Origin of the sequence: Cytobacillus sp., from assembly GCF_964223445.1 — a bacterium.
Classification (GTDB): Bacteria; Bacillota; Bacilli; order Bacillales; family Cytobacillaceae; genus Cytobacillus.
Genome location: NZ_CAXQGS010000037.1, coordinates 21455 through 41157 on the forward strand (window position 1 = coordinate 21455; position 19703 = coordinate 41157).

The 19703-nt window shown below is 43.2% G+C and carries 28 protein-coding genes; all 28 read left to right on the top strand.

Annotation, left to right across the window (positions count from 1 at the left end):
* Positions 1 to 125 precede the first annotated feature (125 nt).
* Entirely contained in the window at positions 126 to 3725 is a 3600-nt protein-coding gene (gene rpoC, locus ACEQ1T_RS05010) for a DNA-directed RNA polymerase subunit beta' (protein ID WP_206845695.1), read from the top strand.
* Positions 3726 to 3881: 156 nt separating this feature from the next.
* Positions 3882 to 4130, top strand: a complete 249-nt coding sequence (locus ACEQ1T_RS05015; RefSeq protein ID WP_370221947.1) for a 50S ribosomal protein L7ae-like protein — start codon at positions 3882 to 3884, stop codon at positions 4128 to 4130.
* Positions 4131 to 4233: 103 nt separating this feature from the next.
* Positions 4234 to 4656, top strand: coding sequence for a 30S ribosomal protein S12 (rpsL, locus tag ACEQ1T_RS05020; protein WP_009336562.1), 423 nt, complete (start codon positions 4234 to 4236; stop codon positions 4654 to 4656).
* 42 nt (positions 4657 to 4698) lie between these two features.
* A complete protein-coding gene (rpsG, locus tag ACEQ1T_RS05025) occupies positions 4699 to 5169 on the top strand; it encodes a 30S ribosomal protein S7 (RefSeq protein WP_009336565.1) in 471 nt (156 codons plus the stop codon).
* Positions 5170 to 5220: 51 nt separating this feature from the next.
* Positions 5221 to 7299 carry an elongation factor G gene (gene fusA / locus ACEQ1T_RS05030; protein ID WP_206845693.1) on the top strand — a complete coding sequence of 693 codons (2079 nt, stop codon included), beginning with the start codon at positions 5221 to 5223 and terminating at the stop codon, positions 7297 to 7299.
* Positions 7300 to 7418: 119 nt separating this feature from the next.
* Positions 7419 to 8606 carry an elongation factor Tu gene (tuf, locus tag ACEQ1T_RS05035; protein WP_206845692.1) on the top strand — a complete coding sequence of 396 codons (1188 nt, stop codon included), beginning with the start codon at positions 7419 to 7421 and terminating at the stop codon, positions 8604 to 8606.
* A gap of 589 nt (positions 8607 to 9195) precedes the next feature.
* On the top strand, positions 9196 to 9504 hold the full coding sequence (rpsJ, locus tag ACEQ1T_RS05040; RefSeq protein ID WP_009336571.1) for a 30S ribosomal protein S10: 309 nt from the start codon (positions 9196 to 9198) through the stop codon (positions 9502 to 9504).
* A gap of 40 nt (positions 9505 to 9544) precedes the next feature.
* A complete protein-coding gene (gene rplC, locus ACEQ1T_RS05045; RefSeq protein ID WP_035332300.1) occupies positions 9545 to 10171 on the top strand; it encodes a 50S ribosomal protein L3 in 627 nt (208 codons plus the stop codon).
* A gap of 28 nt (positions 10172 to 10199) precedes the next feature.
* On the top strand, positions 10200 to 10823 hold the full coding sequence (rplD, locus tag ACEQ1T_RS05050; protein WP_035332298.1) for a 50S ribosomal protein L4: 624 nt from the start codon (positions 10200 to 10202) through the stop codon (positions 10821 to 10823).
* Entirely contained in the window at positions 10823 to 11107 is a 285-nt protein-coding gene (rplW, locus tag ACEQ1T_RS05055) for a 50S ribosomal protein L23 (RefSeq protein ID WP_009336576.1), read from the top strand. The genes rplD and rplW overlap by 1 nt, the downstream gene beginning before the upstream one ends.
* 30 nt (positions 11108 to 11137) lie before the next feature.
* Positions 11138 to 11968 carry a 50S ribosomal protein L2 gene (gene rplB, locus ACEQ1T_RS05060; protein WP_206845691.1) on the top strand — a complete coding sequence of 277 codons (831 nt, stop codon included), beginning with the start codon at positions 11138 to 11140 and terminating at the stop codon, positions 11966 to 11968.
* Between the two features lie 60 nt (positions 11969 to 12028).
* On the top strand, positions 12029 to 12307 hold the full coding sequence (gene rpsS / locus ACEQ1T_RS05065) for a 30S ribosomal protein S19 (RefSeq protein WP_009336580.1): 279 nt from the start codon (positions 12029 to 12031) through the stop codon (positions 12305 to 12307).
* 18 nt (positions 12308 to 12325) lie between these two features.
* The gene (gene rplV / locus ACEQ1T_RS05070) at positions 12326 to 12667 is read left to right on the top strand and encodes a 50S ribosomal protein L22 (RefSeq protein ID WP_009336582.1); all 342 of its coding nucleotides are present in this window, start codon (positions 12326 to 12328) and stop codon (positions 12665 to 12667) included.
* A 3-nt stretch (positions 12668 to 12670) separates the two neighbouring features.
* On the top strand, positions 12671 to 13327 hold the full coding sequence (gene rpsC, locus ACEQ1T_RS05075; protein ID WP_009336585.1) for a 30S ribosomal protein S3: 657 nt from the start codon (positions 12671 to 12673) through the stop codon (positions 13325 to 13327).
* 1 nt (position 13328) lies between these two features.
* Positions 13329 to 13763 carry a 50S ribosomal protein L16 gene (gene rplP / locus ACEQ1T_RS05080; RefSeq protein WP_009336587.1) on the top strand — a complete coding sequence of 145 codons (435 nt, stop codon included), beginning with the start codon at positions 13329 to 13331 and terminating at the stop codon, positions 13761 to 13763.
* Entirely contained in the window at positions 13753 to 13953 is a 201-nt protein-coding gene (gene rpmC / locus ACEQ1T_RS05085) for a 50S ribosomal protein L29 (RefSeq protein ID WP_009336588.1), read from the top strand. Before rplP ends, rpmC begins: the two co-directional genes overlap by 11 nt.
* Before the next feature lie 21 nt (positions 13954 to 13974).
* Complete coding sequence (gene rpsQ, locus ACEQ1T_RS05090) at positions 13975 to 14238, top strand: 30S ribosomal protein S17 (RefSeq protein WP_009336589.1); 264 nt, start codon at positions 13975 to 13977, stop codon at positions 14236 to 14238.
* Between the two features lie 40 nt (positions 14239 to 14278).
* Positions 14279 to 14647, top strand: coding sequence for a 50S ribosomal protein L14 (gene rplN / locus ACEQ1T_RS05095; protein ID WP_009336590.1), 369 nt, complete (start codon positions 14279 to 14281; stop codon positions 14645 to 14647).
* A gap of 37 nt (positions 14648 to 14684) precedes the next feature.
* Positions 14685 to 14996 (top strand): 50S ribosomal protein L24, encoded by a 312-nt coding sequence (gene rplX, locus ACEQ1T_RS05100; RefSeq protein ID WP_009336591.1) that lies wholly within the window; start codon positions 14685 to 14687, stop codon positions 14994 to 14996.
* A 26-nt stretch (positions 14997 to 15022) separates the two neighbouring features.
* On the top strand, positions 15023 to 15562 hold the full coding sequence (gene rplE / locus ACEQ1T_RS05105; protein WP_009336592.1) for a 50S ribosomal protein L5: 540 nt from the start codon (positions 15023 to 15025) through the stop codon (positions 15560 to 15562).
* 25 nt (positions 15563 to 15587) lie between these two features.
* Positions 15588 to 15773 (top strand): 30S ribosomal protein S14, encoded by a 186-nt coding sequence (gene rpsN / locus ACEQ1T_RS05110; RefSeq protein ID WP_009336593.1) that lies wholly within the window; start codon positions 15588 to 15590, stop codon positions 15771 to 15773.
* Between the two features lie 29 nt (positions 15774 to 15802).
* Complete coding sequence (gene rpsH, locus ACEQ1T_RS05115) at positions 15803 to 16201, top strand: 30S ribosomal protein S8 (protein WP_035332289.1); 399 nt, start codon at positions 15803 to 15805, stop codon at positions 16199 to 16201.
* A 31-nt stretch (positions 16202 to 16232) separates the two neighbouring features.
* Entirely contained in the window at positions 16233 to 16769 is a 537-nt protein-coding gene (gene rplF, locus ACEQ1T_RS05120) for a 50S ribosomal protein L6 (protein ID WP_206845689.1), read from the top strand.
* 32 nt (positions 16770 to 16801) lie between these two features.
* Entirely contained in the window at positions 16802 to 17164 is a 363-nt protein-coding gene (gene rplR / locus ACEQ1T_RS05125; protein ID WP_035332285.1) for a 50S ribosomal protein L18, read from the top strand.
* 24 nt (positions 17165 to 17188) lie between these two features.
* The gene (gene rpsE / locus ACEQ1T_RS05130; RefSeq protein ID WP_009336597.1) at positions 17189 to 17689 is read left to right on the top strand and encodes a 30S ribosomal protein S5; all 501 of its coding nucleotides are present in this window, start codon (positions 17189 to 17191) and stop codon (positions 17687 to 17689) included.
* Between the two features lie 13 nt (positions 17690 to 17702).
* On the top strand, positions 17703 to 17885 hold the full coding sequence (gene rpmD / locus ACEQ1T_RS05135; RefSeq protein ID WP_009336598.1) for a 50S ribosomal protein L30: 183 nt from the start codon (positions 17703 to 17705) through the stop codon (positions 17883 to 17885).
* A gap of 32 nt (positions 17886 to 17917) precedes the next feature.
* Positions 17918 to 18358 (top strand): 50S ribosomal protein L15, encoded by a 441-nt coding sequence (gene rplO, locus ACEQ1T_RS05140; protein WP_206845687.1) that lies wholly within the window; start codon positions 17918 to 17920, stop codon positions 18356 to 18358.
* The gene (gene secY, locus ACEQ1T_RS05145) at positions 18358 to 19653 is read left to right on the top strand and encodes a preprotein translocase subunit SecY (protein ID WP_009336600.1); all 1296 of its coding nucleotides are present in this window, start codon (positions 18358 to 18360) and stop codon (positions 19651 to 19653) included. The genes rplO and secY overlap by 1 nt, the downstream gene beginning before the upstream one ends.
* Positions 19654 to 19703: the final 50 nt, after the last annotated feature.

The window sequence follows — 19703 nt, forward strand, 5'->3', positions numbered from 1 at the left end:
TTAATATAAATTCCTTAATCCCTGGGCGCTCCGCCAAATGGCGGAGGCTGCTGGGGATATTATTGGCACTTTTGCTGTTTGAGCAATAAGGGTAAAACCCGGAGATCAAAAGGGAGGTAGGCCCCTTGCTAGATGTAAACAATTTCGAGTATATGAAAATAGGTCTTGCTTCACCGGATAAGATACGCTCTTGGTCACATGGTGAGGTTAAGAAGCCTGAAACGATCAACTATCGTACATTAAAACCTGAAAAGGACGGTCTATTCTGCGAACGCATTTTCGGACCGACGAAAGACTGGGAATGTCACTGCGGAAAGTATAAGCGTGTTCGATACAAAGGCGTTGTCTGTGATCGATGCGGCGTTGAAGTAACACGTGCAAAAGTGCGCCGTGAAAGAATGGGCCACATTGAACTTGCAGCCCCTGTATCCCACATTTGGTACTTCAAAGGCATCCCAAGCCGTATGGGTCTTGTGCTGGACATGTCTCCGCGTGCACTTGAGGAAGTTATTTACTTCGCTTCTTATGTTGTAACGGATCCAGGCGATACGGCTCTTGAAAAGAAGCAGCTGCTTTCTGAAAAAGAATACCGTGCATACCGCGAAAAGTACGGAAACAAGTTCCAGGCATCCATGGGTGCTGAATCCATTAAGAAACTTCTTTCTGACATAGACCTCAATAAAGAAGTAGATACCCTTAAAGAGGAACTGAAAACTGCCCAGGGCCAGCGACGCACTCGTGCCATCAAGCGCCTGGAAGTTCTTGAAGCTTTCCGGGGCTCCGGAAATGAACCATCTTGGATGATTCTGGATGTTCTTCCGGTTATTCCTCCAGAGCTTCGTCCGATGGTACAGCTGGACGGCGGACGTTTTGCCACTTCCGACTTAAATGATCTGTACCGCCGTGTAATCAACCGCAACAACCGCTTAAAGCGTTTATTGGACCTTGGTGCTCCAAGCATTATTGTTCAAAACGAAAAGCGCATGCTTCAGGAAGCTGTAGATGCGCTAATCGATAACGGCCGCCGCGGAAGACCGGTAACAGGACCAGGAAACCGTCCATTAAAATCCCTGTCACATATGCTTAAAGGGAAACAGGGCCGTTTCCGCCAAAACTTGCTTGGTAAGCGTGTTGACTATTCCGGCCGTTCGGTTATCGTCGTAGGACCAAACTTAAAAATGTACCAGTGCGGACTTCCGAAAGAAATGGCATTGGAATTATTCAAGCCATTCGTTATGAAGGAATTGGTGGAAAAGGGCTTAGCTCACAACATCAAGTCTGCAAAACGCAAGATCGAAAGAGTGCAGCCGGAAGTTTGGGATGTTCTTGAGAGTGTTATTAAAGAGCACCCTGTATTGCTTAACCGTGCCCCAACTCTTCACAGACTCGGAATACAGGCATTCGAACCGACATTAGTTGAAGGACGCGCTATTCGTCTTCACCCGCTTGTATGTACTGCTTACAACGCAGACTTTGACGGTGACCAAATGGCTGTTCACGTGCCGCTTTCAGCAGAAGCACAGGCAGAAGCCCGCTTGCTGATGCTTGCAGCACAGAACATTCTGAATCCGAAAGACGGTAAGCCAGTTGTTACTCCTTCACAGGATATGGTATTAGGTAACTACTACCTGACCCTTGAAAGAGCGAACGCTGTTGGCGAAGGCATGATTTTTAAAGATACAAGCGAAGCACTGCTTGCCTATCAGAATGGCTATGTGCACTTGCATACAAGAGTAGCTGTCCATGCTGGATCCTTAAATAATCAGACATTTACTGAAGAACAAAATAAAAAGCTTTTATTGACTACGGTTGGTAAGCTTATTTTCAACGAAATTCTGCCTGAGACATTCCCGTTCATTAACGAGCCTACAAAAGAAAACCTTGAGATTGAAACTCCTGCGAAATATTTTGTAGAGCCTGCTACTGATGTAGCTGCTGTTATCAAGGAAATGCCTCTTGTAGATCCGTTTAAGAAAAAAATCCTTGGAAACATTATTGCGGAAGTCTTTAAACGCTTCAAAATCACTGAAACGTCCAAAATGCTTGACCGCATGAAAAACCTTGGATTCAGGCACTCCACAAAAGCCGGTATCACAGTCGGTGTTGCTGATATCGTGGTATTAAGGGAGAAGCAGGAAATTATCCAGGAAGCACAGGGCAAGGTTGATAATGTCATGAAACAGTTCCGACGCGGTCTTATTACCGAAGACGAGCGTTATGATCGTGTTATTTCAATCTGGAGTGCAGCGAAAGATAATATCCAGGCAAAATTGATGAAGTCATTGGATAAATCCAACCCAATCTTCATGATGAGTGACTCCGGTGCCCGTGGTAACGCGTCCAACTTCACTCAGTTAGCTGGTATGCGCGGACTCATGGCCAACCCGGCTGGACGGATCATTGAATTACCGATTAAATCAAGTTTCCGTGAAGGCTTAACTGTACTCGAGTACTTTATTTCTACACACGGTGCCCGTAAAGGTCTTGCTGATACAGCTCTTAAAACGGCTGACTCAGGTTACCTGACTCGCCGCCTTGTTGACGTTGCGCAGGATGTCATTGTTCGTGATGATGATTGCGGAACTGACCGCGGATTGCTGATTGCATCCCTTAAGGATGGCACTGAAGTCATTGAAGCGCTGGAAGAGCGTCTGATTGGCCGATATGCAAGAAGAAATATCAAGCACCCTGAAACAAAAGAAGTGATTGTACCTGAAAACGGCCTGATCACTGAAGATATCGCCACTGAGATTGTCTCATCCGGCATTGAAGAAGTGTGGATCCGTTCTGCATTCACTTGTAACACTCGTCATGGTGTATGTAAGAAATGCTACGGCCGTAACTTAGCTACTGGTCAAGAAGTGGAAGTTGGTGAAGCAGTAGGTATCATTGCTGCCCAGTCTATCGGTGAACCAGGTACACAGTTAACGATGCGTACTTTCCATACCGGTGGGGTAGCAGGAGACGATATCACTCAAGGTTTACCTCGTATTCAGGAAATTTTTGAAGCGCGTAACCCTAAAGGTCAGGCAGTCATTTCAGAAATTGATGGTGTGGTAGTTGGCATCAATGAAGGCCGCGACCGTCAGCATGAAATTGTTGTTCAGGGTGAAGTGGAGTCCAAGACTTATACAGCACCTTATACAGCCCGCTTAAAAGTAGCTGTAAACGACGAAGTAGTGCGTGGACAGGAACTAACTGAAGGTTCAATTGACCCTAAAGAGTTAATTAAGGTGAAAGATGTAACAGCTGTTCAAGAATACTTGCTGCGTGAAGTTCAGAAGGTATACCGCATGCAGGGTGTTGAAATTGGCGATAAGCACATCGAGGTAATGGTCCGCCAGATGCTTCGCAAAGTGCGTGTAATTGATGCAGCAGAAACAGATGTACTTCCAGGTACTCTGCTTGATATCCATCAATTTACAGATGCCAATGAGAAAGCCCTTCTTGCTGGAAAAATGCCTGCAACAGGACGTCCGGTTCTGCTTGGTATCACAAAAGCATCTCTTGAAACAGATTCATTCTTATCAGCAGCATCCTTCCAGGAGACGACAAGAGTTCTTACCGATGCAGCGATTAAAGGCAAGCGTGATGAGCTTCTTGGCCTGAAAGAAAATGTAATTATTGGTAAACTTGTCCCAGCCGGAACAGGTATGCAACGATACAGAAGGGCAGAGCCTTATACAAACGAGGAAACTGCCGAAGATACTGTTACTGTAGAATAATGTATTCATTGCGGTGCTTGCTTATTTACCAGCAAGTACCGCATTTTAAAGTGAATAAAAGAAATAAAAATCATTTTGCTTGTTGACATCGAAAAATGAAGATGGTACTATAGCAAAGGTGCTCCTATTCACCGGATACTTTGGAGGATGTCGTAAATGTCTTATGATAAAGTATTGCAGGCAAAAAGTTTTATTGTAGGAACAAAGCAAACAGTCAAAGCTCTTAAACTGGGAACCATCGATGAAGTCGTAGTCGCCAGTGATGCTGATCCTAGGGTTACAGCTAAAGTGGTTAGTACAGCGAATGAGATGAACGTTCCGATTGTGTATGTGGAATCGATGAGAAAGCTCGGTAAAGCATGCGGAATCGAAGTTGGGGCAGCAGCTGTTGCCATATCTTTTTAAAAACTGTTTTTGTAGATTGGTATCTGCAAGAACTTTGTTTTTGCATCAAAATGAACCACCTGGATGTGTGGGCTTAAACAAATTCGAAGGGAGGAAAAATCAAATGCCTACTATTAACCAATTAGTGCGCAAGCCTCGTCAAACTAAGTCAGAGAAGTCAAATTCACCAGCTCTTAACAAAGGCTACAATAGCTTCAAGAAAGCTCAAACAAACGTAGCTTCACCTCAAAAGCGTGGTGTTTGTACTCGTGTTGGTACAATGACTCCTAAGAAACCGAACTCTGCATTACGTAAATATGCTCGTGTTCGTTTAACAAACGGTATCGAGGTTAATGCTTACATTCCTGGTATCGGACACAACCTTCAAGAGCACAGCGTTGTTCTTATCCGTGGAGGACGTGTAAAAGACTTACCGGGTGTGCGTTACCACATCGTGCGCGGCGCTTTAGATACTGCTGGTGTTAACAACCGTATGCAAGGCCGTTCTAAATACGGTGCTAAGCGTCCAAAAGCAGCTAAAAAATAATTCTAATTAATAGACAACCATCTTTGAAAGGAGGAACAATCCATGCCACGTAAAGGTCCTGTAGCAAAAAGAGACGTATTGCCGGATCCGATTTACAACTCAAAGCTAGTTAGCCGTCTGATCAACAAAATGATGATCGATGGTAAGAGAGGTAAATCTCAAGCTATTCTTTACTCTGCGTTCGATATCATCAGCGAGCGCACTGGCAAAGAGCCAATGGAAGTTTTCGATCAGGCGCTTAAAAACATCATGCCTGTACTTGAAGTAAGAGCACGCCGTGTAGGTGGAGCTAACTACCAAGTACCAGTTGAGGTGCGTCCTGACCGCCGTACTACTCTTGGTCTTCGCTGGTTAGTAAACTATGCGCGTCTTCGCGGAGAAAAGACAATGGAAGAGCGTTTAGCTAACGAAATCCTTGATGCAGCTAACAACACTGGTGCATCTGTTAAGAAGCGTGAAGATACACACAAAATGGCAGAAGCGAACAAAGCGTTTGCTCACTACCGCTGGTAAGATATACAGTACAACTAAAATAACACTCATACTAGGAAGGAGAAAGACCCAATGGCTAGAGAGTTCTCCTTAGAAAATACTCGCAATATCGGTATCATGGCTCACATTGATGCCGGTAAAACAACAACAACTGAGCGTGTACTTTACTACACTGGCCGTATCCACAAAATCGGTGAAACACACGAAGGTGCTTCACAGATGGACTGGATGGAGCAGGAGCAAGAGCGTGGAATCACAATCACTTCTGCTGCGACAACTGCACAGTGGAAAGGCCACCGCGTAAACATCATTGACACTCCTGGACACGTAGACTTCACAGTTGAAGTTGAGCGTTCACTTCGTGTTCTTGATGGTGCGGTTGCTGTACTGGATGCACAATCAGGCGTTGAGCCTCAAACTGAAACAGTTTGGCGCCAGGCTACTACTTACGGAGTACCACGTGTGGTATTCGTAAACAAAATGGATAAAATCGGTGCTGACTTCTTGTACTCATTGAAGACTCTTCATGATCGTCTTCAAGCTAATGCAGCAGCAATCCAATTACCAATCGGTGCTGAAGATCAGTTCGAAGGCATCATCGATCTTATCACAATGAAAGCTACGTTCTACGGTAACGACCTTGGTACTGATATCGAAGAGCGTGATATCCCAGAAGAATACATGGATCAAGCTGAAGAATACCGTGAAAAGTTAATTGAAGCGGTTGCTGAACTTGATGAAGAATTAATGGAGAAATACCTTGGCGGTGAAGAAATCACTAACGAAGAGCTAAAAGCAGCTATTCGTCAAGGTACAGTAAACGTTGAGTTCTATCCTGTAATCTGTGGGTCTGCTTTCAAAAATAAAGGTGTTCAAAAGATGCTGGATGCAGTAATCGATTATCTTCCTTCTCCATTGGATGTACCAGCTATTAAAGGTACACTTCCTGATTCGGAAGAAGAGGTTACACGTCCTTCTAGCGATGATGCACCTTTCTCAGCTCTTGCGTTTAAAGTTATGACTGACCCTTACGTCGGTAAACTTACATTCTTCCGTGTTTACTCTGGTACATTGAACTCAGGTTCTTATGTACAGAACTCTACTAAAGGGAAGCGTGAGCGTGTAGGTCGTATCCTGCAAATGCACGCTAACTCTCGTGAAGAGATTTCAGTAGTTCACGCTGGAGATATTGCAGCAGCTGTTGGTCTTAAAGATACTAGTACTGGAGATACACTATGTGATGAAAAGAATCTTGTTATTCTTGAGTCTATGGAGTTCCCAGAACCAGTTATCTCATTATCTATCGAGCCGAAATCTAAGGCTGACCAAGATAAAATGACTACTGCTCTGCAAAAACTTCAAGAAGAAGATCCTACATTCCGCGCACATACTGACCAGGAAACTGGACAGGTTATTATCGCCGGTATGGGTGAGCTTCACCTTGATATTCTAGTTGACCGTATGAGACGTGAATTTAAAGTGGAAGCAAACGTAGGTGCACCTCAGGTTGCATACCGCGAAACTTTCCGTTCTTCAGCCCAGGTTGAAGGTAAATTTGCCCGTCAATCCGGTGGACGCGGACAATTCGGTCATGTATGGATCGAATTTGCTCCAAATGAAGAAGGTAAAGGCTTCGAATTCGAAAACGGCATTGTCGGTGGTGTTGTTCCGCGTGAATACATCCCTGCAGTTCAAGCTGGTCTTGAAGATGCTCTCGACAGAGGAGTACTTGCTGGATTCCCATTAGTAGATATCAAAGCTAGACTATTTGATGGTTCTTACCATGATGTCGACTCTTCTGAAATGGCATTTAAAATTGCTGCCTCTATGGCACTTAAAAATGCTGCGTCAAAATGTAATCCTGTAATTCTTGAGCCGGTTATGAAAGTTGAAGTAGTAATCCCTGAAGAATACATGGGTGATATCATGGGTGATGTTACATCACGCCGTGGACGCGTTGAAGGTATGGAAGCACGCGGTAACGCTCAAGTAGTTCGTGCAATGGTTCCACTTTCAGAAATGTTTGGCTACGCAACTGCATTGCGTTCTAATACGCAAGGCCGCGGTACATTCTCAATGCACTTCGACCACTATGAAGAAGTACCAAAATCAATTTCTGAAGAAATCATTAAAAAAAATAAAGGTGAATAATTGATTTTACCTTTTTAATAAAGTATAACTACTATTGTAGGCAAAACGCGCTGTGGGAAGGGAAACCTCTCCGCAGCATAAAATACTTAACTTTTATAATCTAAAGGAGGATTTTTCAAATGGCAAAAGCTAAATTTGACCGTTCAAAACCCCATGTTAACATCGGTACTATCGGACACGTTGACCATGGTAAAACTACTTTAACTGCAGCTATCACAACAGTTCTTTCTAAGAAGGGCGGCGGTGAAGCACGCGGATACGATCAAATCGACGCGGCTCCTGAAGAGCGCGAGCGTGGAATCACAATCTCAACTGCACACGTTGAGTATGAGACTGAAAGCCGTCACTATGCACACGTTGACTGCCCAGGTCACGCTGACTATGTTAAGAACATGATCACTGGTGCTGCTCAAATGGACGGCGGAATCCTAGTTGTTTCTGCTGCTGACGGCCCAATGCCACAAACTCGTGAGCACATCCTACTTTCTCGTCAGGTTGGTGTTCCATTCCTTGTTGTATTCATGAACAAGTGTGACATGGTTGATGACGAAGAGCTTCTAGAGCTAGTTGAAATGGAAGTTCGCGATCTTCTTTCTGAGTATGAATTCCCTGGCGATGATATCCCAGTTGTTAAAGGTTCTGCTCTTAAAGCACTTGAAGGAGAGCCTGAGTGGGAAGCTAAAATCGAAGAGCTTATGGCTGCTGTTGATGAGTACATCCCAACTCCAACTCGTGACACTGACAAGCCATTCATGATGCCTGTTGAGGACGTATTCTCAATCACTGGCCGTGGTACTGTTGCTACAGGACGTGTTGAGCGTGGACAAGTTAAAGTCGGTGACGTTATTGAAATCATCGGTCTTGCTGAAGAGCCAAAATCAACAACTGTAACTGGTGTAGAAATGTTCCGTAAGCTTCTTGACTATGCAGAAGCTGGAGACAATATTGGTGCCCTACTTCGTGGTGTAGCACGTGAAGATATCCAACGTGGACAAGTACTTGCTAAGCCAGGTTCAATCACTCCACACACTAAGTTCAAAGCTGAAGTATACGTTCTTTCAAAAGAAGAAGGTGGACGTCACACTCCATTCTTCACAAACTACCGTCCTCAGTTCTACTTCCGTACAACTGATGTAACTGGTATCTGTAATCTTCCTGAAGGCGTAGAAATGGTTATGCCTGGAGATAACATCGAAATGACTGTAGAACTAATCGCTCCAATCGCTATCGAAGAAGGTACTAAGTTCTCTATCCGTGAGGGTGGACGTACTGTAGGCGCTGGCGTAGTTGCTACAATCCAAGAGTAATCTCAATTATTAAAAACAGATGGGTGACGACCCATCTGTTTTTTTTTGTCTTTTAGCGCTGAGCGCAGAGTTGTATTTCTGTAAAAGCCGGAATAACAAATATGTATGTGCGCTGGTAACCTAATAGCACGACACTTTTTTGATCATAGTGCAACTTGGCACTCTGACCGAAGAAAAAGAACGAACTTGCCAAATCCCTTTCATCTGAACACATCTAGCTGTGGCGGTTGAACCAATTTAAATGAAACAAATTTCTTTATTTCAATCTACTTTCTTCTATATATAATTACCTTTTCTAACAATCCTCCCTCTGCAGATTCCAAGTACCTAAAGCAAATATTTAGACTTCTTCCTATACTATTGAAAACTTTATAATCAGCAGTTATAATAGTAAAAGTGTGCGAAACATAAAGAAATAACATATACATGTTGCATTTCATTTATTGTTTCTGTATAATAGACAATGTTGGTCTTTGACTGCGATGATGTGAAAGGTTGCTGACACACCCGGCCGCTTTGCCATGGCGAGTGTGTGGGAAATTTTCACGGAGAATGTCTATATTAAAATAGGCGAAAAGGAGGGAAAATAATGGCAAAACAAAAAATTCGTATTCGTTTAAAAGCGTATGATCACAGAATTCTTGATCAATCAGCAGAAAAGATTGTTGAGACTGCAAAACGTTCTGGTGCGGCTGTTTCTGGTCCGATTCCATTACCAACTGAAAAGTCTATTTACACAATCCTACGTGCGGTTCACAAGTACAAAGACTCTCGTGAACAGTTCGAAATGCGTACGCATAAACGTCTAATCGACATCGTTAACCCAACACCACAAACGGTTGATTCTCTAATGCGTTTAGACTTACCGTCTGGTGTAGATATCGAAATCAAACTTTAATCAATAAATAATTATAAGAAACTTAGGAGGTGTGACTGAAATGACCAAAGGAATCTTAGGAAGAAAGATTGGTATGACTCAAGTATTTGCTGAAAACGGTGATCTTATCCCGGTAACAGTTGTTGAGGCAGCAGCTAACGTTGTTCTTCAGAAGAAATCAGTTGAAACTGATGGATACGAAGCAATCCAGATTGGATTTGAAGACAAGCGCGACAAGTTGTCCAACAAACCTGAAAAAGGGCATGTTGCTAAAGCAAACACTGCTCCTAAGCGCTTCGTACGTGAATTCCGCGGAGCTGATTTAGGGCAATATGAAGTTGGTCAAGAAGTCAAAGTTGATATTTTCGCAGAAGGCGATACTGTTGATGTAACAGGAATTTCAAAAGGTAAAGGTTTCCAGGGTGCCATTAAGCGCCACGGACAATCTCGCGGGCCTATGGCTCACGGTTCTCGTTACCACCGTCGCCCTGGTTCAATGGGTCCTGTAGCTCCAAACCGTGTATTCAAAGGTAAATTATTGCCTGGACGTATGGGTGGAGAGCAAGTGACTGTACAAAACCTTGAAATCGTAAAAGTTGATGTTGAACGCAACCTTCTTTTGATCAAAGGTAATGTACCTGGTGCAAGAAAAGCATTAGTAAAAATCAAAAGTGCGGTAAAAGCATAATAATTAAACCGGAAAGGAGGAAAACAGAATGCCGAAAGTAGCATTGTTTAACCAAAGCGGATCTAAAGTTGGTGATATCGAACTTAATGATGCGATCTTTGGTATCGAGCCCAACCAGCACGTATTATTCGAAGCTGTTGTTATGCAAAGAGCTTCATTACGTCAAGGGACTCATAAAACTAAAATTCGTTCTGAAGTAGCGGGCGGAGGACGTAAGCCATGGCGCCAAAAAGGCACAGGCCGTGCACGTCAAGGTTCTATCCGTTCACCACAATGGCGCGGAGGCGGTACTGTATTTGGTCCTGTACCACGCAGCTACAGCTACAAACTACCTAAAAAGGTTCGCCGTCTGGCAATCAAATCTGCGTTATCTTCTAAAGTGTTAGAAGAAAACATCCTAGTATTAGAAGGCCTTGCTTTCGAAGCTCCTAAAACTAAAGACTTTAAAGGTGTATTAACTGGTCTTTCTGTTGATTCTAAAGCACTTATCGTAACTGCTGACCTAGATGAGAACGTAGCACTATCTGCTCGTAACATTCCTGGTGTAACAGTTGTGTCTGCTTCTGGAATCACTGTTTTAGATGTTTTAAACCATGATAAGCTTATCATGACGAAAGCAGCGGTTGAAAAAGTAGAGGAGGTGCTTGCATAATGGATGCACGCGAAATCATTAAGCGCCCCGTAATCACTGAACGTTCTACTGATATTATGGCTGATAAAAAATATACGTTCGAAGTTGACGTACGAGCTAACAAGACTCAAGTTAAAGACGCTGTTGAGCAAATCTTTGGCGTAAAAGTTGAGAAAGTTAACATCATGAACTACAAAGGCAAGTTCAAGCGTATGGGCAAATTCGGCGGTTACACTAACAAACGCCGTAAAGCAATCGTTAAATTAACAGCTGAAAGCCAAGAAATCGAGCTATTTGAAGCTTAATTACTATAACTAGAAGAGGAGGGAAACGAAATGGCGATTAAAAAGTATAAACCTACCTCTAATGGTCGTCGCGGCATGACGGTTTCTGATTTCGCAGAAATCACGACTAACCAACCAGAAAAGTCTTTACTTGCTCCTTTAAAGAGAAAAGGCGGCCGTAACAACCAAGGTAAGTTGACAGTTCGTCATCAAGGCGGCGGTCATAAACGTCAATATCGTATCATCGATTTTAAACGTAACAAAGATGGCATTCCAGGACGCGTTGCCACAATCGAATATGATCCAAACCGCTCTGCAAATATTGCACTAATTAACTATGTAGATGGAGAAAAGCGTTACATCCTTGCACCTAAGAACTTACAGGTGGGCATGGAAGTAATGTCTGGTCCTGAAGCAGATATCAAAGTGGGTAATGCACTTCCACTAGCTAACATTCCAGTGGGTACTGTAATCCACAACATCGAATTAAAACCTGGCAAAGGCGGACAATTAGTACGTTCTGCTGGTACTTCTGCACAAGTTCTTGGTAAAGAAGGCAAGTATGTATTAGTTCGTTTAAACTCTGGTGAAGTTCGCATGATTCTTGCTGAGTGCCGTGCAACTGTAGGTCAGGTTGGCAACGAGCAGCACGAACTTATTAACATTGGTAAAGCAGGTCGTTCACGCTGGTTAGGCAAGCGCCCAACTGTACGTGGATCTGTAATGAACCCTAACGATCACCCACACGGTGGTGGTGAAGGACGTGCGCCAATCGGACGTAAGTCTCCAATGACTCCTTGGGGCAAACCAACACTTGGTTACAAGACACGCAAGAAAAACAACAAATCAGACAAATTTATCGTACGTCGTCGTAAAAAATAACGGGATTGTACTACGGTTCCAAATTAGAACCGTAGAGCAATCACGAAGGGAGGTTCAATCATGGGTCGCAGCTTAAAAAAAGGACCTTTTGTTGATGAACATTTAATGACAAAGATCGAAAAGCTTAACGAAACAGAAAGCAAGCAAGTTACAAAAACTTGGTCTCGCCGTTCTACGATCTTCCCACAATTCATCGGACACACAATCGCAGTTTATGATGGTCGTAAACATGTGCCTGTATACATCACTGAAGACATGGTAGGCCACAAGCTTGGAGAATTTGCTCCAACTCGTGCGTACAAAGGCCATGGCAATGATGATAAGAAAACAAGACGTTAATGAGAGGAGGGCATTCTAATGCAAGCTAAAGCTGTTGCAAGAACAGTTCGTATTGCTCCTCGTAAAGCTCGTTTAGTCGTAGATTTAATTCGAGGAAAGCAAGTAGGCGAAGCAGTAGCGATTTTAAACCTTACACCTAAAGCTGCTTCTCCAATCGTAGAGAAAGTTTTAAAATCTGCACTAGCTAACGCTGAGCACAACTACGAAATGGACGTTAACAATCTGGTAGTTGCTCAAGCATTCGTAGACGAAGGACCAACTTTAAAACGTTTCCGTCCTCGCGCTATGGGCCGTGCAAGCCAAATCAACAAGCGCACTAGCCATATTACTATCGTTTTATCAGAAAAGAAGGAGGGATAATCAGTGGGTCAAAAAGTAAATCCAGTCGGTTTGCGTGTCGGTGTCATCCGTGATTGGGAGTCAAAATGGTACGCAGGCAAAGACTATGCTGATCTTTTACACGAAGACCTTAAGGTTCGTGAGTACATCACAAAGCGCTTAAGCGATGCTTCTGTTTCTAAAGTAGAAATCGAACGTGCTGCTAATCGCCTGAACATCACTATCCACACTGCGAAACCAGGAATGGTTATCGGTAAAGGTGGTACTGAGGTTGAAGCACTTCGCAAGTCACTTAACTCATTAACTGGCAAGCGTGTTCATATCAACATTCTTGAAATTAAAAGAGCAGATATTGATGCGAAATTGGTTGCGGAAAACATTGCTCGTCAATTAGAAAACCGCGTATCTTTCCGTCGTGCTCAAAAACAAACTATTCAACGTGCAATGCGCGCTGGCGCTAAGGGTATCAAAACAATGGTATCTGGTCGTTTAGGCGGTGCTGATATCGCTCGTTCAGAATCATACAGCGAAGGAACAGTTCCACTTCATACTCTTCGTGCTGATATCGATTATGCTACAGCTGAAGCTGATACAACTTACGGTAAATTGGGCGTAAAAGTATGGATCTATCGTGGAGAGGTCCTTCCTACTAAGAAGAAAACTGGGGAAGGAGGCAAATAATATGTTATTGCCAAAGCGCGTTAAATATCGTCGTGTACACCGCGGAAAAATGCGTGGTCAATCAAAAGGCGGAACTGAAGTAAACTTCGGTGAATATGGCCTTCAAGCTCTTGAAGCTTCTTGGATCACTAACCGTCAAATTGAATCTGCACGTATTGCAATGACTCGTTACATGAAACGTGGCGGTAAGGTTTGGATTCAAATTTTCCCGCATAAGCCTTACACTGCAAAGCCTCTAGAAGTCCGCATGGGTTCCGGTAAAGGGGCTCCAGAAGGATGGGTTGCAGTTGTTAAGCCTGGTAAAGTAATGTTCGAAATCGCTGGTGTATCTGAAGAGATCGCTCGTGAAGCATTACGTCTTGCATCACACAAACTTCCAGTTAAGTGCAAGTTTGTAAAACGAGAAGAAATTGGTGGTGAATCAAATGAAAGCTAATGAAATTCGTGACCTTACCACTGCCGAAATTGAACAAAAAGTAAAATCATTAAAAGAAGAGCTTTTCAACCTTCGCTTTCAATTGGCGACTGGACAACTTGAAAACACAGCTCGCATTCGTGAAGTACGCAAAGCGATTGCCCGCATGAAAACTGTTATTCGTGAAAGAGAAATCGGCTTTAGCAAGTGATATTGAGAGGAGGTTCGCACAATGAGTGAACGCAACCAACGCAAAGTTTACACTGGACGCGTCGTTTCTGACAAAATGGATAAGACAGTAACGGTTCTTGTCGAAACTTACAAAAAGCATCCACTTTACGGTAAACGCGTTAAGTACTCTAAAAAGTTCAAAGCTCATGATGAGCAAAACCAAGCAAAAACTGGCGATATCGTTCGTATTATGGAAACTCGTCCACTATCTGCGACTAAACGCTTCCGTCTTGTAGAAGTAGTTGAAAAAGCAGTTATTATCTAATTGTTCGGAATAAGGTTTATCCCGAAGGGAGGTTACACACATGATTCAACAAGAATCACGTTTAAAAGTTGCTGACAACTCTGGTGCTCGTGAAGTACTTACAATTAAAGTTCTTGGTGGCTCTGGCCGCAAGACTGCTAACATCGGTGATGTTATCGTTTGTACAGTGAAACAAGCAACACCAGGTGGCGTTGTTAAAAAAGGTGATGTTGTTAAAGCGGTAGTTGTTCGTACTAAGAGCGGTGTACGCCGTAATGACGGTACTTACATTCGTTTCGATGAAAACGCATGTGTAATTATTCGTGATGACAAAGGACCACGCGGAACTCGTATCTTCGGACCAGTTGCCCGTGAACTACGTGAAAACAACTTCATGAAAATTGTATCTTTAGCTCCAGAAGTATTATAAATAACAAATTAAATTGCCTTTAAGGAGGTGCGCACAGATGCATGTGAAAAAAGGTGACAAAGTTATGGTCATCTCTGGTAAGGATAAAGGCAAAACGGGCGTTATTCTTGCAGCGTTCCCTAAACAAAGCCGAGTGCTTGTTGAAGGAGTTAACATTGTAAAGAAACACTCTAAGCCTTCTCAGATGAACCCGCAAGGCGGAATCATCAGCCAAGAGGCACCTGTTCATGTATCAAACGTTATGCCTGTCGATCCTAAATCTGGTGAACCAACTCGTGTAGGCTATAAAACGGTTGATGGCAAAAAAGTACGTGTTGCAAAAAAATCCGGTGAAGTTCTAGATAAATAGTTCAAAGAAGAAGGGAGGTACAATGGATGAACCGCCTAAAAGAAAAGCATTCAAAAGAAATTACTCCTGCTCTAATGAGCAAGTTTAACTATAAATCAGTTATGCAAGCACCTAAGCTTGAAAAAATCGTTATCAACATGGGTGTTGGTGACGCTGTTCAAAACGCTAAAGCACTAGATAAAGCTGTTGAGGAATTAACATTGATCACTGGTCAAAAGCCGGTTATCACTCGCGCTAAGAAATCTATCGCTGGCTTCCGTCTTCGTGAAGGTATGCCAATCGGCGCGAAAGTTACTCTTCGTGGAGAGCGCATGTATGAGTTCTTTGATAAGTTAGTATCTGTATCTCTTCCACGTGTACGTGACTTCCGCGGTATCTCTAAGAAGTCATTTGACGGCCGTGGTAACTATACTCTAGGTGTCAAAGAACAGTTGATCTTCCCTGAGATTGATTACGATAAAGTAAGCAAAGTTCGTGGTATGGATATCGTTATCGTAACTACAGCTAACACTGATGAAGAAGCTCGTGAACTTTTAACTCAATTTGGAATGCCATTCCAAAAGTAATCGCTAAATAGAGGGAGGCGAAAACGTGGCTAAAAAGTCAATGATTGCGAAGCAAAAACGCACGCCTAAACACAAGGTACAGGAGTACACTCGCTGCGAACGCTGCGGACGTCCACATTCTGTATACCGTAAATTTAAGCTTTGTCGTATTTGTTTCCGTGAATTAGCATATAAAGGACAAATTCCTGGCGTGAAAAAAGCTAGCTGGTAAACCCCAAGCATGGGAAGGAGGTAAAAACAATGGTCATGACAGATCCAATTGCAGACTTGCTAACTCGCATCCGTAATGCGAATATGGTTCGTCACGAAAAATTAGAAGTTCCTGCTTCTAACATCAAGAAAGAAATTGCAGAGATCTTAAAGCGTGAAGGTTTTGTACGTGATGTTGAGCTTATCGAGGATAACAAGCAAGGCATCATCCGCATTTTCTTAAAATACGGTTCAAACAACGAACGCGTTATCACTGGTCTTAAGCGTATCAGTAAGCCTGGTCTTCGTGTATACGCAAAGGCTGATGAAGTACCTCGCGTACTTAACGGTCTTGGAATCGCACTAGTTTCTACTTCTCAAGGAGTTATCACTGATAAAGAAGCCCGCGCTAAACAAGTCGGCGGAGAAGTATTAGCATACGTTTGGTAATAGAGTTTTTCATGAATGGAGGTGCAATTAAATGTCTCGTATAGGTAAAAAACCAATCGAAATTCCATCTGGTGTTACTGTTACTAATGACAATAACACTGTTACTGTGAAGGGTCCTAAAGGTGAACTTTCCCGTTCATTCAACCAGGATATCGAAATCAAGGTGGAGGAGAACGTAATCAACGTTTCCCGTCCATCTGATGCGAAAGAACACCGCGCATTGCACGGAACTACTCGCGCACTTCTAGCTAACATGGTTGAAGGTGTGTCAAAAGGATTCGAAAGAGGACTAGAGCTTATCGGTGTCGGTTACCGTGCTCAAAAACAAGGCAAAAAGCTTGTTTTAAACGTTGGTTACTCTCATCCTGTTGAAATCGAGCCTGAAGAAGGTATTGAAGTTGAAGTGCCATCTAACACAAAGATCATTGTTAAAGGTACTAGCAAAGAGCGTGTTGGCGCATTGGCTGCCAACATCCGTGATGTTCGTCCTCCAGAGCCTTACAAAGGTAAAGGTATCCGCTATGAAGGCGAATATGTTCGTCGTAAAGAAGGTAAAACTGGTAAGTAATGCCGCTTAGGTAAACGAAAGGAGTGACCGAAATGATTACGAAGGCTGATAAAAATGCAGTTCGTAAGAAAAGACATGCTCGTGTGCGTGCGAAACTTTCTGGAACTGCGGCTCGTCCTCGTTTAAATGTGTATCGTTCAAACAAGCACATTTATGCTCAACTTATTGATGATGTAAACGGAGTTACTGTAGCAAGTGCTTCTACACAAGATAAAGAAGTAAACCTTGATGCAACTGGCAACGTTGATGCAGCAGTTAAGGTCGGAGAATTAGTTGCAAAGCGCGCAGTCGAAAAAGGCGTTAAAGCTGTCGTTTTCGATCGTGGTGGCTATCTATATCATGGACGTGTTCAAGCATTAGCTGATGCAGCACGTGAAAATGGTTTAGAATTTTAATAGACAAAGGAGGGACACAAAAAGATGCGTCGTATTGATCCGAACAAACTTGAACTTGAAGAGCGCGTAGTTACGGTTAATCGTGTAGCAAAGGTTGTTAAAGGTGGACGTCGTTTTCGTTTCTCTGCTCTTGTAGTAGTAGGTGACAAAAACGGTCACGTTGGCTTTGGTACAGGTAAAGCACAGGAAGTTCCTGAAGCAATCCGCAAAGCTATTGAAGATGCTAAGAAAAACTTAGTCGAAGTACCTATGGTTGGAACTACAATTCCTCACCAGGTAATCGGTCACTTCGGTGCTGGAGAAATCCTTCTTAAGCCTGCTTCTGAAGGTACTGGAGTAATCGCCGGAGGTCCTGTTCGTGCGGTTCTGGAATTAGCTGGTGTTGGTGATATCTTATCTAAATCTTTAGGTACTAACACACCAATCAACATGGTTCGCGCCACTTTGAACGGTTTAACTCAATTAAAACGTGCTGAGGACGTAGCGAAATTACGTGGTAAATCAGTAGAAGAACTGTTAGGATAAGGAGGGATATCAAATGGCGAATAAACTAGAAGTAACCCTCACTCGCAGCGTGATTGGTCGCCCGCAAGACCAGCGCGAAACAGTTAAGGCTCTTGGCTTACGCAAAATGCACCAAACAGTTGAGCATCAAGATAATCCTGCTATCCGCGGAATGATCAACAAAGTTGCTCACCTTGTTGTGGTAAAAGAAAAATAATTCTATTCTTCTACAAATAAGGAGGTGCCAACATGAAACTTCATGAATTAAAGCCTGCAGAAGGTTCTCGTGGGGAACGCAAACGCAAAGGCCGTGGTATCGGTTCCGGTAATGGTAAAACTGCTGGTAAGGGTCATAAAGGTCAAAACGCTCGTTCTGGCGGCGGTGTCCGTCCTGGATTCGAGGGTGGTCAAACACCTTTATTCCAACGCTTGCCTAAGCGCGGTTTCACTAACATCAACCGTAAAGAATACGCGGTTGTGAACCTTGATGCTTTAAACCGTTTCGAAGATGGAGCAGAAGTAACTCCTGAGCTTCTTATCGAAACTGGTGTAGTAAGCAACGAAAAAGCAGGAATCAAGATTCTTGCAAAAGGCAAAGTTGAGAAAAAGCTTACAGTTAAAGCTCATAAATTCTCCTCTGCTGCGAAGGAAGCTATCGAAGCTGCCGGCGGTCAAACTGAGGTGATTTAATGTTTCAGACAATCTCCAATTTTATGCGTGTGGGTGATATAAGACGAAAGATTATTTTCACCCTTTTAATGCTGATTGTATTTCGCATCGGTACATTTATCCCTGTACCGGGCGTAAATGCAGATCTATTAAAAGCCCAGGATGAACTTAATGTATTCGGTGTTCTGAATACATTCGGCGGCGGGGCGCTCCTAAACTTCTCGATTCTTGCGATGGGCATCATGCCGTACATTACGGCATCCATTATTGTGCAGCTTCTGCAGATGGATGTTGTTCCCAAGTTTACGGAATGGTCAAAGCAGGGTGAGGTTGGACGCCGTAAGTTAGCTCAGTTTACCCGTTACTTTACTATCGTGCTTGGTTTTATCCAGGCTCTCGGTATGTCTTATGGGTTTAATAACCTAGCAGGCGGAATGCTGATTGAGAATCCGGGAATTACCTCTTATCTATTGATTGCTGTAGTTTTGACTGCCGGAACTGCATTTTTAATGTGGCTTGGTGAGCAGATTACATCAAAAGGTGTAGGCAATGGCATTTCCATCATTATCTTTGCTGGTATCGCAGCTGGTATTCCTTCAACGGTTAACCAGATCTATGCTCAGCAATTTGAAAATGCAGGAGAGCAGCTATTCCTTCGCATTGTGACAGTCGTGCTTATTCTGGTTGCAGTCATTGCTATTGTTGTGGGAACGATCTTCATCCAACAGGCATTAAGAAAGATTCCTATTCAATACGCTAAGCGTGTAACAGCAGGAAAAAATTCTGCTGGCGGACAATCAACTCATCTTCCTTTAAAAGTTAATGCAGCTGGTGTAATTCCAGTAATCTTTGCGATTTCATTCATTATCACGCCAAGAACCATTGCTGGTTTCTTCGAGCAGAATGATGTAACGCTATGGATTCAAAGAATATTTGACTACACGTCTCCAATCGGAATGGTCATTTATAGTGCATTAATCATTGCTTTTACTTATTTCTATGCTTTCATTCAGGTAAATCCGGAACAAGTTGCGGAAAACCTGAAGAAGCAGGGCGGTTATATCCCGGGCATCCGTCCAGGAAATAACACGCAGGAATATTTAACTCGCGTCTTATACCGTTTAACATTGGTCGGTGCGCTCTTCCTGACAGTCATTTCAATCCTGCCGGTATTCTTCATTAATATCGCCGGATTGCCTGAATCTGCGCAAATTGGAGGCACAAGCCTGCTGATCGTTGTCGGTGTTGCACTTGAAACGATGAAGCAGCTTGAAGCACAGCTCGTTAAGCGTCATTATAAAGGTTTCATTAAATAACTTGGTTGTAGGGGACAGCATGTTCCCTTATACCATTTAGAGACTAGGGG

Excerpts from the sequence above, each read along its gene's own strand:
- ACEQ1T_RS05015 (WP_370221947.1), top strand. The coding sequence starts at position 3,882 with ATGTCTTATGATAAAGTATTGCAGGCAAAAAGTTTTATTGTAGGAACA.
- rpsL (WP_009336562.1), top strand. The coding sequence starts at position 4,234 with ATGCCTACTATTAACCAATTAGTGCGCAAGCCTCGTCAAACTAAGTCA.
- rpsG (WP_009336565.1), top strand. The coding sequence starts at position 4,699 with ATGCCACGTAAAGGTCCTGTAGCAAAAAGAGACGTATTGCCGGATCCG.
- fusA (WP_206845693.1), top strand. The coding sequence starts at position 5,221 with ATGGCTAGAGAGTTCTCCTTAGAAAATACTCGCAATATCGGTATCATG.
- tuf (WP_206845692.1), top strand. The coding sequence starts at position 7,419 with ATGGCAAAAGCTAAATTTGACCGTTCAAAACCCCATGTTAACATCGGT.
- rpsJ (WP_009336571.1), top strand. The coding sequence starts at position 9,196 with ATGGCAAAACAAAAAATTCGTATTCGTTTAAAAGCGTATGATCACAGA.
- rplC (WP_035332300.1), top strand. The coding sequence starts at position 9,545 with ATGACCAAAGGAATCTTAGGAAGAAAGATTGGTATGACTCAAGTATTT.
- rplD (WP_035332298.1), top strand. The coding sequence starts at position 10,200 with ATGCCGAAAGTAGCATTGTTTAACCAAAGCGGATCTAAAGTTGGTGAT.
- rplW (WP_009336576.1), top strand. The coding sequence starts at position 10,823 with ATGGATGCACGCGAAATCATTAAGCGCCCCGTAATCACTGAACGTTCT.
- rplB (WP_206845691.1), top strand. The coding sequence starts at position 11,138 with ATGGCGATTAAAAAGTATAAACCTACCTCTAATGGTCGTCGCGGCATG.
- rpsS (WP_009336580.1), top strand. The coding sequence starts at position 12,029 with ATGGGTCGCAGCTTAAAAAAAGGACCTTTTGTTGATGAACATTTAATG.
- rplV (WP_009336582.1), top strand. The coding sequence starts at position 12,326 with ATGCAAGCTAAAGCTGTTGCAAGAACAGTTCGTATTGCTCCTCGTAAA.
- rplP (WP_009336587.1), top strand. The coding sequence starts at position 13,329 with ATGTTATTGCCAAAGCGCGTTAAATATCGTCGTGTACACCGCGGAAAA.
- rpmC (WP_009336588.1), top strand. The coding sequence starts at position 13,753 with ATGAAAGCTAATGAAATTCGTGACCTTACCACTGCCGAAATTGAACAA.
- rpsQ (WP_009336589.1), top strand. The coding sequence starts at position 13,975 with ATGAGTGAACGCAACCAACGCAAAGTTTACACTGGACGCGTCGTTTCT.
- rplN (WP_009336590.1), top strand. The coding sequence starts at position 14,279 with ATGATTCAACAAGAATCACGTTTAAAAGTTGCTGACAACTCTGGTGCT.
- rplX (WP_009336591.1), top strand. The coding sequence starts at position 14,685 with ATGCATGTGAAAAAAGGTGACAAAGTTATGGTCATCTCTGGTAAGGAT.
- rplE (WP_009336592.1), top strand. The coding sequence starts at position 15,023 with ATGAACCGCCTAAAAGAAAAGCATTCAAAAGAAATTACTCCTGCTCTA.
- rpsH (WP_035332289.1), top strand. The coding sequence starts at position 15,803 with ATGGTCATGACAGATCCAATTGCAGACTTGCTAACTCGCATCCGTAAT.
- rplF (WP_206845689.1), top strand. The coding sequence starts at position 16,233 with ATGTCTCGTATAGGTAAAAAACCAATCGAAATTCCATCTGGTGTTACT.
- rplR (WP_035332285.1), top strand. The coding sequence starts at position 16,802 with ATGATTACGAAGGCTGATAAAAATGCAGTTCGTAAGAAAAGACATGCT.
- rpsE (WP_009336597.1), top strand. The coding sequence starts at position 17,189 with ATGCGTCGTATTGATCCGAACAAACTTGAACTTGAAGAGCGCGTAGTT.
- rpmD (WP_009336598.1), top strand. The coding sequence starts at position 17,703 with ATGGCGAATAAACTAGAAGTAACCCTCACTCGCAGCGTGATTGGTCGC.
- rplO (WP_206845687.1), top strand. The coding sequence starts at position 17,918 with ATGAAACTTCATGAATTAAAGCCTGCAGAAGGTTCTCGTGGGGAACGC.
- secY (WP_009336600.1), top strand. The coding sequence starts at position 18,358 with ATGTTTCAGACAATCTCCAATTTTATGCGTGTGGGTGATATAAGACGA.